The sequence below is a fragment of the Rhodococcus sp. 14-1411-2a genome, from assembly GCF_002259485.1.
Classification (GTDB): domain Bacteria; phylum Actinomycetota; class Actinomycetes; order Mycobacteriales; family Mycobacteriaceae; genus Rhodococcoides.
The window spans coordinates 110,335-126,517 of record NZ_NPGA01000009.1 but is presented as its reverse complement, the minus strand read 5'-3'; the positions used below and the strand labels follow the sequence as shown (position 1 = coordinate 126,517).

Annotated in this window: 13 protein-coding genes; 5 read left to right on the top strand and 8 right to left on the bottom strand. The window is 64.8% G+C overall.

The genetic code is table 11. The features are described from left to right. Positions 1–4: 4 nt before the first annotated feature. Positions 5–529: an Lrp/AsnC family transcriptional regulator gene (locus CH291_RS06090; protein WP_179276447.1), complete on the bottom strand. Its 525-nt coding sequence runs from the start codon at positions 527–529 to the stop codon at positions 5–7. Positions 530–645: 116 nt separating this feature from the next. Here CH291_RS06090 and ald point away from each other — a divergent pair, with 116 nt between their 5' ends. Beyond that, a complete protein-coding gene (gene ald, locus CH291_RS06085) occupies positions 646–1,728 on the top strand; it encodes an alanine dehydrogenase (protein WP_094640812.1) in 1,083 nt (360 codons plus the stop codon). Positions 1,729–1,798: 70 nt separating this feature from the next. On the opposite strand, the gene CH291_RS06080 is transcribed toward ald, so the two are convergent. Then, positions 1,799–3,160 (bottom strand): YibE/F family protein, encoded by a 1,362-nt coding sequence (locus CH291_RS06080; protein ID WP_094686907.1) that lies wholly within the window; start codon positions 3,158–3,160, stop codon positions 1,799–1,801. 226 nt (positions 3,161–3,386) lie between these two features. Further along, the gene (locus tag CH291_RS06075; protein ID WP_094686906.1) at positions 3,387–4,637 is read right to left on the bottom strand and encodes a pyridoxal phosphate-dependent aminotransferase; all 1,251 of its coding nucleotides are present in this window, start codon (positions 4,635–4,637) and stop codon (positions 3,387–3,389) included. Between the two features lie 87 nt (positions 4,638–4,724). On the opposite strand from CH291_RS06075, the gene CH291_RS06070 reads away from it, so the two are divergent. After that, positions 4,725–5,462: an SOS response-associated peptidase gene (locus CH291_RS06070; RefSeq protein WP_068055418.1), complete on the top strand. Its 738-nt coding sequence runs from the start codon at positions 4,725–4,727 to the stop codon at positions 5,460–5,462. A 7-nt stretch (positions 5,463–5,469) separates the two neighbouring features. Here the strand turns inward: CH291_RS06070 and CH291_RS06065 are convergent, their stop codons facing one another. After that, entirely contained in the window at positions 5,470–5,697 is a 228-nt protein-coding gene (locus CH291_RS06065; protein ID WP_068055415.1) for a DUF3263 domain-containing protein, read from the bottom strand. A gap of 100 nt (positions 5,698–5,797) precedes the next feature. On the opposite strand from CH291_RS06065, the gene CH291_RS06060 reads away from it, so the two are divergent. Further along, positions 5,798–7,711 (top strand): dipeptidyl-peptidase 5, encoded by a 1,914-nt coding sequence (locus CH291_RS06060; protein WP_094687130.1) that lies wholly within the window; start codon positions 5,798–5,800, stop codon positions 7,709–7,711. On the opposite strand, the gene CH291_RS06055 is transcribed toward CH291_RS06060, so the two are convergent. The 3 genes from CH291_RS06055 to CH291_RS06045 all read right to left on the bottom strand — a co-directional run bounded on the left by CH291_RS06055 (position 7,704) and on the right by CH291_RS06045 (position 12,519). Further along, entirely contained in the window at positions 7,704–7,973 is a 270-nt protein-coding gene (locus tag CH291_RS06055) for a hypothetical protein (RefSeq protein ID WP_068055411.1), read from the bottom strand. The genes CH291_RS06060 and CH291_RS06055 overlap by 8 nt on opposite strands. Positions 7,974–8,062: 89 nt before the next feature. Next, positions 8,063–9,055 carry a type IV toxin-antitoxin system AbiEi family antitoxin domain-containing protein gene (locus CH291_RS06050; protein ID WP_094686905.1) on the bottom strand — a complete coding sequence of 331 codons (993 nt, stop codon included), beginning with the start codon at positions 9,053–9,055 and terminating at the stop codon, positions 8,063–8,065. A 170-nt stretch (positions 9,056–9,225) separates the two neighbouring features. After that, entirely contained in the window at positions 9,226–12,519 is a 3,294-nt protein-coding gene (locus CH291_RS06045) for a heterodisulfide reductase-related iron-sulfur binding cluster (protein WP_094686904.1), read from the bottom strand. Positions 12,520–13,106: 587 nt separating this feature from the next. On the opposite strand from CH291_RS06045, the gene CH291_RS06040 reads away from it, so the two are divergent. Together CH291_RS06040 and CH291_RS06035 are read left to right on the top strand one after the other, a co-directional pair. Further along, positions 13,107–13,769 (top strand): hypothetical protein, encoded by a 663-nt coding sequence (locus CH291_RS06040; RefSeq protein WP_094686903.1) that lies wholly within the window; start codon positions 13,107–13,109, stop codon positions 13,767–13,769. Positions 13,770–13,939: 170 nt separating this feature from the next. Then, positions 13,940–15,058: a GNAT family N-acetyltransferase gene (locus CH291_RS06035; protein ID WP_094686902.1), complete on the top strand. Its 1,119-nt coding sequence runs from the start codon at positions 13,940–13,942 to the stop codon at positions 15,056–15,058. On the opposite strand, the gene CH291_RS06030 is transcribed toward CH291_RS06035, so the two are convergent. Beyond that, complete coding sequence (locus CH291_RS06030; protein ID WP_143545879.1) at positions 15,055–16,176, bottom strand: S1 family peptidase; 1,122 nt, start codon at positions 16,174–16,176, stop codon at positions 15,055–15,057. The two genes, CH291_RS06035 and CH291_RS06030, sit on opposite strands and share 4 nt — an antisense overlap. Between the last annotated feature and the right edge of the window lie 7 nt (positions 16,177–16,183).

The window sequence follows — 16,183 nt, the reverse complement described above, 5'->3', positions numbered from 1 at the left end:
CGATTCACTTCTCTCCGTGAGTGTTTCGCGGCCTGATGTGCTCGAAGATCAGGATGGTCTCGGTAGCGGCCACAGCAGGGTCGGCGCTGAGATTCTCGACGACGAAGTCGCGAAGAGTGGCGGTGTCGACGGTTGCCACATGCACCAGGAAGTCGTCCGCACCGGCAATGAAGTAGATGTTCAGCGTCTCCTTCCGTGAGGCGATCTTCGAACCGAATTCGCTGATGCGTCGTCGAGCATCTGCTTGCAGCCGAACCGAGATCATGGCCTGAATGCCCTGGCCGAGTGCCTCGGGGTCTACCTCGGCGTGGAAGCCGCGGATGACGCCGCGTTCGACCAAAGCACGAACCCGCGCCAGTGCGGTCGACGGTGCGATCCCGGCCGCGGCAGCGAGCGCGTTGTTGGGTGTACGGGCGTCGCGGCGGAGCTCGTCGAGCAGGATGTGGTCGATTCGGTCCAGTGGCACCGACCGAACATCGTTCGACCGAGACCCCGCTTCACCCGTCTCGAACGAACTATTGCTCACCATTCTGGGATTGTACAGAATTATATTCACTTCCGTTGCAGGTATTTCGTAGATAATTCATAGTTGGCCTACACGGATGGAGCCCCGGCTTCACATCACCCGCCACCGAGGAGGCCGCCATGAAGATCGGAATTCCACGCGAGATCAAGAACCACGAATACCGGGTGGCCATCACCCCGGCAGGCGTGCACGAACTGGTCTCGCGAGGACACGAAGTGATCATCGAAACCGAGGCAGGAGCTGGTTCGTCGTTCACCGATACCGACTACAAGGCCGCCGGGGCGCAGATTCTCACCGATGTCGCCGAGGTCTGGGAGACTGCGGACCTGCTCTTGAAGGTCAAAGAACCTATCGCCGAGGAGTATTCACGCCTGAGGAAGGGGCAGGTGCTGTTCACCTACCTGCACCTCGCGGCGTCCAAGCCGTGCACCGATGCGCTGCTCGAGTCGGGTACCACCGCCATCGCCTACGAAACAGTCACTGCTGCAGACGGTTCCCTGCCGTTGCTCGCCCCGATGAGTGAGGTTGCCGGACGCCTCGCGCCGCAGGCCGGTGCCTACCACCTGATGTCCAGTGAAGGCGGGCGCGGAGTTCTGATGGGCGGAGTTCCCGGAGTCCGCCCCGCCAACGTCGTGGTGATCGGAGCCGGCGTGTCCGGAAGGAACGCCACCGCAATCGCTTTCGGCATGCACGCCGACGTCACCGTGCTCGATCTCGATGTGAAGGCGCTGCGCGCCATCGACGATCAGTACCGCGGTGCGGTGAAAACTCTGGTATCCAACGCTTACGAGCTCGAACAGGCCGTTCTCGCAGCGGATCTCGTCATCGGCGCAGTGTTGGTGCCCGGAGCGAAGGCGCCGAAGCTCGTGTCCAACAGTCTGGTTCAGCGTATGAAGCCGGGTTCGGTTCTGGTCGACATCGCCATCGATCAGGGCGGCTGCTTCGAGGATTCGCACGCCACCACCCACGCCGATCCCACGTACAAGGTGCACGAGTCGGTGTTCTACTGTGTCGCCAACATGCCCGGTGCCGTACCGCGCACCTCCACCTACGCGCTCACCAACGCCACCCTGCCGTACGTCGTCGCACTCGCCGACAAGGGTTGGGAAGCTGCCTGCGAGGCGGACCCGGGTCTCAAAGCCGGCCTGAGCACGCACAACGGTGCACTGTTGTCGGAGACCGTCGCCGCTGCGTTCGCCTGAGCGGCTGCGCCGCACGTGCACGAAAACTCGTAGCCCACTACGAGCTTCTACTCACGTGCGGCGGAGCCGCTCACGCGCTGTGACGGCCGGAGCGCCTGCTCTTGCGGGTGGGTGCCGTCGCCCGGCGCTGCGCTCGGTTGGAGGGCCCGCCCATGTTGATGGGGCGGGCCAACAGCACGGCGATCGCCGTGGTCAGCGGAACCGACAGGGCAAGCGCCACACCGCCGACTGCGGAGCGGACGATCTCGATGGCCACCGAATCGCCTGTGAGCACGTCCTGGATGGACCGGTCGGCGACGCTGAAGAGCAGCAGCAACGGCAGTGCGCCACCGGCGTAGGCGAGCACGAGGGTGTAGACGGTGCTGGCGATGTGATCGCGACCCACCCGCATCGTGGCGGTGAAGATCTCGCGCCGCGACGCCGTCTCGTCGACCGAGGCGAGCTCGAAGGCCGCTGACGCCTGCGTGATGGTCACGTCGTTGAGCACACCGAGCGAGCCGATGATGAAGCCGGCCAACAGTAGACCGGTGACGCTGACGTTGCCGATGTACGTCTGTACGGCGGTGTTCTGTTCCTCGGACAATCCGGTCAGGTGGGTCATGCGGATGGCGACGTACGACAGCACCGCCGCCACTGCCATCGAGGTGAGGGTGCCCAGCAGCGCCGAGCTGGTCCGAAGGTTCACACCGTGCGCCAGATAGAGCACGGCATAGAGAATCACCGCACCGGCGACGAGGGCCACCGGAATGGCGGGTGCACCGTCGAGCAGGGCGGGCAGCATGAACACGACCAGCACGGCGAACGCGATGAGCAGGCCGACCAGTGCACGGAATCCCCGCCAGCGGGCGACGATGCAGATGACCACCGCGAACACGCCGACGATCAGCGCCAACGGTAGCCCGCGGGAATAGTCGTTGAAGGAGTAGCGGACTCCACCGGCAGGGTCGGTCTGTACAACCAACCGGATGTCCTCGCCGGCACTCAGGGTCGGTTGCCCGGGCCCCGGAGCGATCTCGAGTACCGTGCGCTTGCCCGCGTCCTCGCCCGTGGTGATGTCGACGATGCTGCGCTGACATTCGTAGGAGTCGTTGACCGCGGGGGTCGGGTCACCGGTGAACGGTCTTCCGGCGTCGGGACTTCCGCAGGGCCCGATGCTCTGCGAGGTGATGGTGCCCGCCTCGGTGGACACTGCGCCACCGCCGGAGGTCTGGAACGGCAACGGGATGTCGACGCTCTGCTGGCTCGGCCACAGAGCGATCGCACCACCGATCACGGCGATGGCAATGGCGACCAACAGTCCGACGACGACCTTGGCCGCCACCGGTCCCAACGGAACCGGAGTATCGCTGTGGCCGTGCCCGTGCCCGTGGCCCGCGTAGGAGTCGAGGCTCGGCTTGGTGCCGTCGGGAGGATTGCCGTGTGGTTCCACCATGCAAGGCTAGTACGGGGCCAGGTTGGTGACAGATGCGAGGAGCTCGGTGGCGGGGAGCAGGGGGGGCGTCCCCCGCCACCACCTGACCGACCCGGGGGGGAGGGGACGACCAGGGCTCGCGGGCACCGAAGTGCCGTCCGCCAATGTACAGATCATTCGTCGCCGAGGCGGGATCACACCGATGTTTTGTGCATCACTTTCAACTACTTTCGAGTAACTTCCGGCGTCACTGCTTGTACGACGCGAGGAAGTTACCGAACCTCTCGATCGCCACCGCCAGGTCTCGCGCCCACGGCAGAGTCACGATGCGGATGTGATCGTGGCCGGGCCAGTTGAATCCCGTGCCTTGAACCACGAGGATCTTCTCCTGCAGCAACAGGTCCTGGACCAGCTTTTCGTCGTCGTAGATTTCGTGCACTTCGGGGTCGAGTCGCGGAAACGCGTACAGCGCACCCCGCGGTTTGACGCACGAGACGCCGTGAATCGCGTTGAGTTTCTCCCATGCGACGTCGCGCTGCTCGAGCAGACGGCCGCCGGGCAGGATCAGATCCTCGATGCTCTGATAGCCACCGAGTGCGACCTGAATGGCATGTTGCGCAGGCACATTGGGGCACAGTCGCGTCGACGCGAGAAGGTCGATGCCTTCGATGAATCCTGCGGCGTGCTTCTTCGGTCCGGTGATCGCGAGCCAGCCGGCGCGGTAACCGGCCACTCGATACGCCTTGGATAGTCCGTTGTACGTGAGGCAGAGCAGGTCGGGAGCCAGGCTCGCCAGCGAGGTGTGCTGGGCGTCGTCGTAGAGGATCCGGTCGTAGATCTCGTCCGCAAGCAACAGCAGCTGATGCTTGCGCGCCAGATCGACGATGCCCTGCAGCACCTCCTTCGAGTACACCGCGCCCGTCGGATTGTTGGGGTTGATCACCAGCAGTGCGACGGTCTTCGGGGTGATCTTGGACTCGATGTCGGCCAGATCGGGATTCCACCCGTTCTCCTCGTCGCACATGTAATGCACGGCCTTGCCGCCGGACAGTGTCGTCATCGCCGTCCACAGCGGATAGTCCGGAGCCGGGATCAGTACTTCGTCACCGTCGTCGAGCAGTGCCTGCATCGTCATCGTGATGAGCTCGGACACCCCGTTGCCGAGGTAGATGTCGTCGACGTCGAGCTCGGGGAAGCCCGGCTCGAGCTCGTATCGGGTGACGATGGCGCGCCGCGCGGACAGAATGCCTTTCGATTCCGAGTACCCCTGCGCCACCGGCAGCGCCGCGATCATGTCCCGCACGATCACATCGGGGGCCTCGAACCCGAACGGGGCCGGATTGCCGATGTTGAGCTTGAGGATGCGGTGCCCCTCCGCCTCGAGCCGCGCGGCATGGGCGTGTACCGGCCCGCGGATCTCGTACAGCACGTTCTGCAGCTTGGTCGACTGCTGCAACGTGCGGTAACGCGGCTGGGAGTGGATCTGCGGAGTGGTCACCCGTCACATCGTGCCAGGTGGGTGCCACGTAATTCCACGAGGTTGTTTCGCCCGAGATGTCGGTGGCGGGTGGAACAATCTCGTTCCATGTGCGGACGGTATGCCAGTACCCGGAGTGACAGTGACCTGCAGGCGGTGTTCGACATCGCCGAGACCGTCGGTGCGGAGGTGCCGCCGTCGTACAACGTGGCCCCCACCCAGACGGTCCGGACGGTGCTCGAGCGCGCACCGAAGGACGAACCCGAGGCCGACGCCGTGCGACAACTGCGGTCGGTGCGCTGGGGTCTGATCCCCTCGTGGGCGAAGGACGCCAAAATCGGTTCTCGACTGATCAACGCCAGGTCCGAGACCATCACCGAGAAGCCGTCGTTCAAGAAGGCGGCGAGCCGTCGACGATGCATCGTGCCCGCAGACGGCTACTACGAGTGGGAAAAGCGCGACGGCGCGAAGGTGCCGTACTTCCTGCACGAGGGCTTGGATAGTGGTCGTTCCGCGGGCTCCACTCCTGGAGTATTGGCGATGGCCGGCCTGTACGAGCTGTGGCGAGACCCCACCAAGGCCGAGGACGACGAGGATCGGTGGGTCTGGTCGGTCACCGTGCTCACCTCTCCTGCAGCCGATGCGCTCGGGCACATTCACGATCGCTCGCCGGTGGTGCTTCCGCCGGAGCTGCGCGCGAGCTGGCTCGACCCCACTGTGACCGATCTCGGCGACGTGCAGGATCTGTTGGCGGCCATCCCTGAGCCGCGGCTCGAGCCCTACGAGGTGAGTACCGCGGTCAACAGTGTGAAGAACAACAGCCCGGAGCTGTTGGTACCGGTGTAACGGTGGCTCAGGCGAGTCTCGTGCGGCAGATGTCGGCGATCGCGGACCGCTCGTCCGGGGACAGGTCCTCGGCGACCGGCGAGTCCAGGATGCGACGCAATCGCTGGAAGTAGGTACGCGCGTCGATGCCGAATGCCACGTAGATGTCCTCGTCGCTGCCTCCGCCGTATCCCCGCCAGGTTCGGCCGAAGGTCAGAATTTCGTGGTCCACCGAATGGGTAGTGGTCCGGCGCATGGTGTCCCCCTAGTGCTACTCGACCCCCATCATCCGGGTCATGGTTGAAGGGCCGGTGAACAACGCGTTACGTGCATGTCAGTTCACTAAGGTGGACGGCGTGACTGCTCTCGCCTTCGGATCCTGGCCCTCGCCCATCACCGCAGCAGATCTGTCGTCGGCGGGCCACCCCGTCGAGGGCGGGCGCTTCGTCGGCAGCGAGATCTGGTGGTCGGAACTGCGGCCCGCCGAACAAGGCCGAACGGCCATCTGCCGGTATGTCGACGGAGAAGTGCAGCCGGTTCTGCCCGCACCGTTCAACGCCCGCACCCGCGTCCACGAATACGGCGGGGGAGCCTGGACTGCGACGGCCGACGGAGACCTGGTGTTCGCCGAGTTCTCCGATCAACGCGTCTACCGACTCACCCCCGGCGCCGCACCCGTCCCGCTGACCCCGAAACCGGCTGTGGCGTCGAGCATTCGGTACGCGGACCTCTCGGTGGTCGGCACCGACGTGATCGCAGTTCGCGAGATGCACGACGCAGGCGCGGTGTCCCGAGACATCGTGGCCATCGATCTCGGCGGCGGCGGGGTGCGCTCGCTGGTGGCGGGTTCGGACTTTCTGGCGTTCCCGAGACTGTCACCCGACGGCACCCACATCGCTTGGATCGCGTGGAACCACCCGCAGATGCCCTGGGACGGAACGGAACTGCGCGTCGCCTCGCTGGCCGAGCCGTCGTCCTGGACGGTTCTACTCGGCTCGACCGAGGAATCGGTGCTGCAACCGGAATGGATCGACGACGAGTCGCTGTACGCAATCGGTGACCGAAGTGGTTGGTGGAACCTGTATTCGGTCAAGCTCGACGGGTCGGTCACGCCGCTGCTGACGCTCGACGCGGATTTCGGTGCTCCACTGTGGCGGTTGGGATCGAGTTGGTACGAGGTGCTGGACGACGGGACACTGCTCACCGTGCGGACTGTCGGCACCGACACCCTTGCGCTGCTCGACCCGGCGTCCGGAGTGCTGGAGGACATCGCGCTCGACGGTATGACCTCGGTGGGGCTCGGTGGGCGTTCCGGCTCGACCGTGCTGATCAAGGGCGGTGGAGCGCACGTGGCAAGCGCACTGTTCGCACTCGACCTCGAATCTCGTGAACTGACCTCTGTCCGTTCGGGTTTCGAGTCCGTTCCCGACAGTGCATACCTCCCCGAGGGGCGTCAGGTGACGTTCCAGGGGCCGAACCGTGAGGTGCACGCCATCACCTATGCGCCGCGCAACCCCGACTACGAAGGGCTGGACGGTGAACTGCCGCCGTACGTCGCCTTCGTCCACGGCGGCCCCACGGCGCACGTGGCACCCGCTCTGAACCCGTTGTTCGCCTACTTCACCAGCCGCGGCATCGGCGTCGTCGATGTGAACTACGGCGGGTCCAGTGGATACGGCCGCGAATACCGCAACCGGCTGCGCGGGCAGTGGGGAGTGGTCGACGTCGAAGACACCATCGCCGCGGTGCAGGGGCTGGCCGACAGTGGACTCGCCGACCCCGCCAGATTGGCGATCGAAGGTGGCTCCGCGGGCGGGTGGACGGTCTTGGCTGCGCTGACATCCTCCGATGTGTTCGCTTGCGGCGCATCGTACTTCGGAGTGGCGGAGCTCGAGCTGTTCGTTGCCGAGACCCACGACTTCGAGTCCCGCTACATCGACGGGCTCATCGGACCGTTGCCCGAGGCCATCGATCTGTACCGCACCCGGGCACCGGTGAACAACGTCGACGGACTCTCTTGCCCAGTGCTGTTGTTGCAGGGACTCGACGATCCGATCGTGCCGCCGTCGCAGGCCGAACGATTCCGAGATGCCATGGTGAGCAAGGGGATACCGCACGCCTACCTGGCTTATGCGGGTGAGTCGCACGGATTCCGCAAACTGGAAACGCAGGTGAACGCGCGAGAATCCGAACTGTCCTTCTACGGCCAGGTCATGGGGTTCACGCCGCCCGGAATCCCCGAGCTGCAGCTGTGGCGTCCCGCTAGCTGAGTGGTGGGTGCGCGCGCTTCGCTTCCAGAAACTCGAGGAGTGCACTGGGGATGGCGCAGTACTTGCTGTTGCCCTCGGACAACTTGCTGCCCACCTCGAACGCTGCCTTCGACGGGCCGTCGTTCTCGAGAATGAGTGCACAGAGGCGCTCGTCGGTGCGGCCGGATTCGCAACACTGCTCGACGTGCGCTCGGTCGTCCGGCGACAGAGCCGTCCACCACTCGTCGTAGCGGCGAAAGAGCTTGTCCGCGTCGTCGGTCATGCCTGCTCCCTACTTGTCGGTACGCCTTCGCGTCCGACCATACTCACGATGTCCGATTCGGCTACTTCCGAGGGGGGTTCGCGGGAACCTCACACCGCTTGTGCAGGGTGCGCGCCTGCATTTCGACGCGAGGACGGGCGCGCGGTCGGTAGAAGGGTCGCTCGGTGGCGTCGGCCGGCTCTGTCGGCAGCATCGCGGATCATCCGATCGACGAGCTCGGGGCGATCGAGATCCGACCAGGCGATTCGCACCACCTGACGGCCGGTTGCGCGAATACGATCCTCGCGGCGCTTCTCCTCCCACAACACATCGGCCGCAGACTTCCCCTCGGGCACGTAGCACCCGTACTTCACCTTGCCGTCGAATTCGAGAACAGTCTCGATGTCGGGCAGATCGAAATCCACGCGCCCGACGAAGCCACGGGAATCCGTGATCGGTACCTGCAGCTGTGGGGTGTAGCCCAGTTGATGCAGCACTACGCGGGTGCGTGATTCCCCGACACTCTCGGACCGGCCGTCCATGAACTCCGCAACCCGACGTGCCGACCGATTGCCCGGATGGGTCGGGCACGAATCCAGTTCTGCGACAACATCTTCGGCAGTGAGTCCACGTGCTCTCGCCGCGAAGTCCGCGATACATACGGCCGTCTCGAACGGAAGTGAGCGAGCGCAATCGGCAACTGTGCGCGCCAGGGCGGTGACCCGAACGCCGTCGAAGTCCACGACTTCCTCGTCGGTGTACGGCGAGGTGTGCACCGCTCGAACGGCGCTGCTCCGACCTCCGCCCCGGGCGCGATTGCGCGTGATGTGCACCCGGCTCAGGTCGGCATTCCACACATCGAGACCGTGGAAGACAGCCGCACTCACATGGCTGACAACGGCGTCGGAGGCGATGGTTGCGTCGAACACGGCCTCGGTGATCACTCGATGCTTGTCTTCCCTGGGCAGGGCGTCGAATTCGTCTCTGCTGACGAACCGTCCGGGACGGAGTCGACGCCATGCTCGCGTTCGGCAGTAGCGCTGCAATTCTGCGTCGGAAATTCCGCGGGAGAGTGCGTCGGATCGCGAGACGATGCGGGTCATGAAGAAATGCTCTCGGGCGCAATCGGTTTCGACAAGACCCCAGTGGCCGATTGTGGATAACTCGCTGCCTGTGGATAACTCGTGGGAGTGGACCTCGCACCCCTACTGACGAGTGCGCGCCCCTGCTCGGCAGTGAGCAAGGGCGCGCAGTCGGTAAAAGGGGTGTGAGGTTACTTCCGGCGACCTGGAACCTTGGCTCCCGGGGCGAATCCGAGTCCACCGGCCTTCGGCTTGGGTGGCGTGCGGTCATCCGAACCACTGGACGGAGTGTCCGACGCCTCGGCGGGTGCCTCGGTGCTGGCCGCCTCGGCGGGTGCCTCGGTGGTCGACGCCTCGGCTGGTGCCTCGGTGGTCGACGCCACTGCCGGAGCCTCTGCCGGTGCTTCGGCCGCGGACGCCTCGGCTGGTGCCTCGGTGGTGTCCGACGCCTCGGCGGGTGTTGCCGCTGCCGCACCCGGCTTACGTGCACCCGGCTTCTTGAATCCGGACTTGACGGCCAGGCCCTTGGGCTTGACGGTCGGCTTGGATTCTGCGACAGCCTCGGCGGCGGGTGCTTCCGACGCCGGTGCCTCAGCAGCAGGAGCCTCGGCAGCAGGTGCTTCGGAGACCGGAGCCTCGGCGGCAGGCTTACCCGGTGCCTTGGCTCCCGGCTTCTTGAATCCGGACTTCACGGCCAGGCCCTTCGGCTGGACGGTCGGCTTGGATTCGGTTGCAGCAGAAGCCGATTCCGCAGGTGCGTCAGTGGTCGACGGCTCCGCGGCGGGAGCCGCAGTGCCCTCGGCCGGCTTACCTGTTGCCTTGGCTCCCGGCTTCTTGAATCCGGACTTCACGGCCAGACCCTTGGGCTTGACGGACGGAGTCGATTCCGAGGCCTCGGCAGAAGGAGCTTCGGCAGGAGTGTCGGCAGGTGCAGCCGCCTTCGCGCCGGGTGCCTTGCCCTTCATCTGCAGACCCTTGCCACCGGGTGCCTTGCCGCCTGCCATTCCGAGACCCTTGGGCTTGACCGCGGGTGCAGCCTCCTCCGTAGGCTCTTCGGCCTTGGTGGCAGAACCGGGTGCCTTCGCTCCCGGAGCCTTGGCCAGACCCTTCATCTTCAGACCGCCGCCGGCCTTGGGTGCCGGAGCTGCCGGAGCGGACTTCGCCTCGGCCGGCTCCTCGACGGGGGCGATGCGTTCGGCCTCTTCGACCTCCATCGCCTTTTCGGTCGCGAGCTTCTCCTCCGGAGTGCGCTCGCGGGGGATGACCTTGATGTTCTCGCCCAGTACCGAGGACTCGACGCGGGTGATCGACTCGAGCATCAGCTGCGCGACGTCGACGACCTCGACGCCCTCGTGCGCGCCGCCTTCCTGACGTGCGGTGACACCGTCGGTGAGCATGACGCGGCAGAACGGGCAACCGGTGGCGATCTTCTTCGGATTGGTCGCCAGTGCCTCGTCGACCCGGTCGATGTTGATGCGCTTGCCGATGTTCTCTTCCATCCACATGCGAGCGCCACCGGCACCACAGCACATGGACCGCTCACCGTGGCGTGGCATCTCCTTGAGATTGGAGCCCGACGCGGCCATGAGCTCACGCGGAGCGTCGTACACCTTGTTGTGACGGCCGAGGTAGCACGGGTCGTGGTAGGTGATGTCCTGGCTGACCGAGGCCACCGGGATCAGCTTCTTCTGACGCACGAGGCGGTTGAGCAGCTGCGTGTGGTGCACAACCTCGTAGTCACCGCCGACCTGCGGGTACTCGTTGCCGAGCGCGTTGAAGCAGTGCGCGCAGGTGACGACGATCTTGCGCTTGCTCTGCTCGACGCCGTCGAACACGCTGTTCAGCGTCTCGATGTTCTGCATCGCGAGCTGCTGGAACAGGAACTCGTTGCCCGCGCGGCGAGCAGAGTCGCCGGTGCAGGTCTCGTCCGCACCGAGCACCATGAACTTCACGCCTGCGGTGGCGAGCAGCTCGGCGACGGCCTTGGTGGTCTTCTTGGCGCGATCCTCGTAGGCACCGGCACAGCCGACCCAGAAGAGGTACTCGTAGTCCTGGAACGAATCGGCGTCCTCGCCGAAGACCGGGATGTCGAAGTCCATCTCGTTGATCCAGTTGAGGCGGTCCTTGGAGTTCTGGCCCCACGGGTTGCCCTTGTTCTCGAGGTTCTTGAACAGACCTGCGAGCTCGGACGGGAATTCCGATTCGATGAGCACCTGGTAGCGACGCATGTCGATGATGTGGTCGACGTGCTCGATGTCCACCGGGCACTGTTCGACGCAGGCACCGCACGTGGTGCAGCTCCACAGCACCTCGGGATCGATGATGCCGCCCTCGATGGCGTCGGCGACGAGCTTGCGATCGGCCTCGTCCCGAGCGTTCTGCGGGATGGCGTCGAGCGCCTTCTGGTCGACGTTGCCCTCGGAGTCGACGAGTCCGACCTCGTCGCCCGCCATGTCCTTCTTGCCGCCGGCCAGCAGGTACGGAGCCTTGGCGTGGCTGTGGTCGCGCAGCGACATGATCAGCAGCTTGGGGGACAGGGGCTTGCCGGTGTTCCAGGCGGGGCACTGCGACTGGCAGCGTCCGCACTCGGTGCAGGTGGTGAAGTCGAGCCAGCCCTTCCAGCTGAAGTCCTCGATCTTGCCTGCGCCGAACGCATCGACGTCGGGGTCGGCCTCTTCCATCTCGAGGACCTTGCCGCCGGACATCATCGGCTTGGCCGGGCCGAGGGCGACGGTACCGTCGTCCATGCGCTTGAAGTAGATGTTGGGGAACGCGGTGAAGCGGTGCCACGCGATACCCCAGTTGATGCGTGAACCGACGATGTAGAGCCAGATCATGCCGGACATCAGCTTGATGAACGCGAACACCGCGACCATGTTCGAGTTGGCGGGCAGCAGCTCGGCCAAGCGGATCGTGAAGAAGTCCGTGTACGGGTTCCCATGCCCGTAGGTGGCGATCTTGCCTGCCTTGACGAACACCATGCCGAGGCCCTCGATGAGCACAACGGCCTCGACGAAGTAGGCGGCTTTGAACCCGGAGCCGGCGAAGCGCGACTGACGCTCGGGCTTACGCGGGTGGTTGAGCTGGCGAATGATGATCAGCGTGGTGATGCCGATGACCGTGCCGAGTCCGAGCAGCTCGTCGATGAGGTGGTAGGCCGCGGTGTCACCGATGATGGGCCAGTGGAACTCGGGGTTGAACGTCTGGCCGTATGCCTCGAACCAGACGATGGCACCGAGCATGAAGCCGATCATGACCAGCCAGTGCGCCCAGCCGACGGTGCGGAACTTGACCATCTTGGTGTGGGCGAGGAACTCGACGACCATCTGCTTGAAGCGAGGGACTATCGGTCGCCAGCGGTCGGGTGCCGGCTGGCCGAGTCGCACGATGTTGAACATCCGCAGGCCACCGCGAATGAAGACGTACCAACACACGAGGCTGAGCAGAGCACCGACTGTGCCCAACGTGATCGTCAGGGCGTTCATGTCGCGGCCTTTCGTTCAGGTGGCAGCTGGGGGCTACCGCGGGTTCGGCCCGTCGAGCCGGCTGACGGACTATGTTACTCGCAAGTAGCAGTTTCGCCGTACTGACGGGTAACTTAGCACCACCGAGTGGAGCGGTGCTGGTGGGTGCGGAAGTGAGGCCGTCCGACGGGTGGGCTGAACTCGTCGGTAGGTTGTCTCGCAGATCACCGTATGCGTAGGCCGTCGAGGTGCTGTCGAGAAGGCAGTCCTTACCTACTCCGTTCGTGTGGCGGGATGTCGCCGACGGGCCGCCTGGGGCCGGTGGGATCACGCGCTCGGTCTTCCTCGATCGGTCGAACGATCGACATCTCCGATCCCAGCATGACGTGACTCGAGTCGCTGTGCTGCGAATATCCAAAATGTTTGTGACAGTGGGTAACTGACAGGTGGAGAACCTGTCGCAAAAGGACAACGACCGGTCCGATTCTTACGCTACAATTCGGGCGCACCAAAAGTCGCAAAAGAGTCATCGGGGTGACTTTGCGCTTGACGGCTGCCTAGCGGTACTGCCAAGCACTCAACGCCACAGAAACGGAACTGAACTCCACATGAAACTCAGCAAACTGGTCGTCACGTCGGCCCTCGTCGCAGTCGCGATGGGCCTGGCCAGCGGAACCGCGTACGCACAGCCCGCCGATGAAACGGCCCCCGGTGACACCAACTACACCGTCGATCTCGAAGATCGCACGATCGTCACCACCATCGACGCAGGCGTCTTCAAGGTCGCCGACGACGGCAAGACGGTCGACGTCCTCGACGCCGCCGACAACACCCTGGTGACTCTCCCGCTGTCGTTCAATCTCGGCGGACTCAACTTCCCGTACGAGCAGAACGTCGACGACAACGGCAAGACCCTCCGTCTGATCCCGAACCTCGACTTCACGAAGGCTTCGGCGAACTCGCGCAGCATCGGCGCCACGACCGTCGCCTCGCCCGAGGAGAACCTCAAGGCGCAGCAGAACTTCTCCTCGCAGCTGGGCATCGCGACCGCGATCGGTGGATTCACCGGAACTGCCATCGGTGTAGGCGTCGGCTTCTTGCTCGGTCTCCCCTTGGCGGGTGTCGGCGGGGTTGTAACCATTCCCATCGCTGCCACCGTCGGAGGCATCCTCGGCACCATCGCTGCCGGCGGACCCACCCTCGTTGTTGCAGGCATCGACTTGATCAACACGCTGAACGCGGCACCGGGCACCACGGTCTGGGCCAAGTAAGCAAGTCTTCACCGAAAACCCGCACTCTCGTCGAGGGTGCGGGTTTTCTGCGTTCTGGGTGGGTCGGCGTCGAGTTCGGGCGACCGCCGCACCCGTACGAGCACCGTTGGATCGAGTGCAACGAAGAAGTGCTTTCACACGCTTATTAAACTTTCCGTAAAGTAAATAGCATGGAAACCGACTACGAACCCATTATTGGAGCCGTGGACAGAACGCTGTCCGACGAACTTCGCGACGAGTGGGACGCACTGGCCGAGCGAGTCGGAACGGTCTTCTCTTCTCGCCGCAGTTATGCGTTGAATGCACCGCGACCTGCGGGCAGTGAGCTGGTCTTCGTACACGTGCGTCGAGGTACGCGTCTGGTGGCCCTGGCCCCGATGTTCGTGACGCGACTCGGTCCGCTGAAGGTGGCGAAGATTCTCGGGGCCGGGCAGGGCGTTCCGACGGAACTGCTCAGCGAGGACGACGCGTCGTCTCGTGTCCTGTGGGATGCCGTCGACCGCTGCGGTCTGATCTTCTACGCGGATTCGATGATCGGCGATCGAAACGCCGTCGAGGCGCTCGGTGCGCATCAGCGGTGGCGTTCGGAGTCGATCGTGCGGGAGCGAGTTCCGGTGATCGACGTGCCGGAGGGAAGTACCGCTCGGGACGTGCGTGGGCACAGTTCGCTGAAGCGGCTCGGCAAGTACAGACGTCAGGCCGAGCGGGCCGGGAGTCCCCTCACGATGGAGACCATCCGGGATGCGAAGCACTTCGAGCGACGCTGGGCGGACATATCCCGCTTGGCGGCCGCGTCGACGCTCCACAGTGATCGCACCGACTACCTTGCGGAGGAATCGCCCGCCGACCCGTCGGCGTCGGCCAAGGACTTCCTGGCTCGCGAAGCAGCGGCCGGGAGATTGACCCTCTCCGGGGTGAGCGTCGAGGGGCGATGGCGTGCGCATCAGATCTGTGTTCGGACCGGAGCTCGACTCGAAGCCTGGTTGACGCATTACGATCCCGAGGTCGCGAAGTATCAACCCGGGCATCAGATGATGGAATGGTTCGTCCAGAGCCACGACGAGCTCGACGTGACCGTGCTGGACCTGGGCGTCGGTGTCAACGACATCAAGAAGTCCTGGTCCACCTCGGGCTACGACGTGCTGGCCGTGGTGGGCGTCCCCACACGCATGGTCGGATCTCGGATTCTGGTCGGCCTGGTGCGTCGATGGGAGCTGTCGCCCGGGTTCGCGCATGCGCGAAGAGTCGGCTACGCGGCGCTGTCACGTCTGCGACGGTCCACGCACTAGGACGTTCGGATCGTCAGGCCCGGGTTCTCCGCGAGTACGTCGTTGATGGGGGTGGCGAACAGCTCGGGCCGCTGACCCTGCAGCATGCTGACGACGGTCGCGACCTCGCAGGACGGCTGATCGCCCACGTTCGATGCACTGGCGATGCCGACCGCGAGGGTGCCGCTGACGACAGGGCCACCACTGTCTCCGCGTAGCGCGCAGATGGAGGTGGAGAAGCCACGGTCCAGAACGTTGTCGCCCAGCGCGACGTGCTGGCCCGTGGAAAGAATTGTGCCGCAACTGAATCCGGTTCTGGATCCGGATTTGCAGACCGGTGCTCCCACGATCGGGTCCACCGTCCCGGTGACGTGCAGTGGCCCTGCTCCGGGGACTCGCACGGCGTTGCTCTCGAATTCGGCGGCATTGGCGTCGTCGATGTCGATCAATGCGTAATCGTTGCGCGACTGGCTCGTTCGATAGAACGTTCCGAATTTCGAGCCCACGAGACTGCCGTACATCGGATACGCGCCCGTCAGTGCCGCGGAGCCGGTGTCGGTGGTGTTCGGATTGCAGTGGCCCGCAGTGATGTTGACCGATCCGCGCGTCGGGTCGACGGCATTGAATCCGAGGGAGCACCGCTGACCGAGGCCGGCCGGTGTACCCGCGAGAAAGCTGTCACCGCCGAGATACGAACTCGCACGGATCGGGCCTGCCGTCGGTGACGGATCGAACGGGAGCAGGTCCAACAGCGGCTGGACGGCATCGACAATGGCCGGCGGTAGCTCGATGGGCGACGCGTCGATCCCGAAACCGTTGGCCGACGCGGCATCTGCGACGTCGGCGTGGGCCGGTCCGTCCGCCACCGCGACGACGGGACGTCCGTCCTCGTCCAGCCATGCCCTCGCTACGCCTTCGGAACCGGCGGTGTCGGTGAACTCGGCCAGTCGGCGGGCTGCGTCCGCTCGGTCGAGAAATTGCTGCGGAGACAGCCCGAGGTCGCGGGCAACCGCGTCGGCCAACGCCTCAGGCAGCATCGCGTCGGCAACCGGATCTGCCCCAACGGTGGGCGCGAACACGGTCGCCGCAACCACGAGCGGCACAGCGAACATCGACAGCCGGAACGCTCGGCGACGCATAGAAACC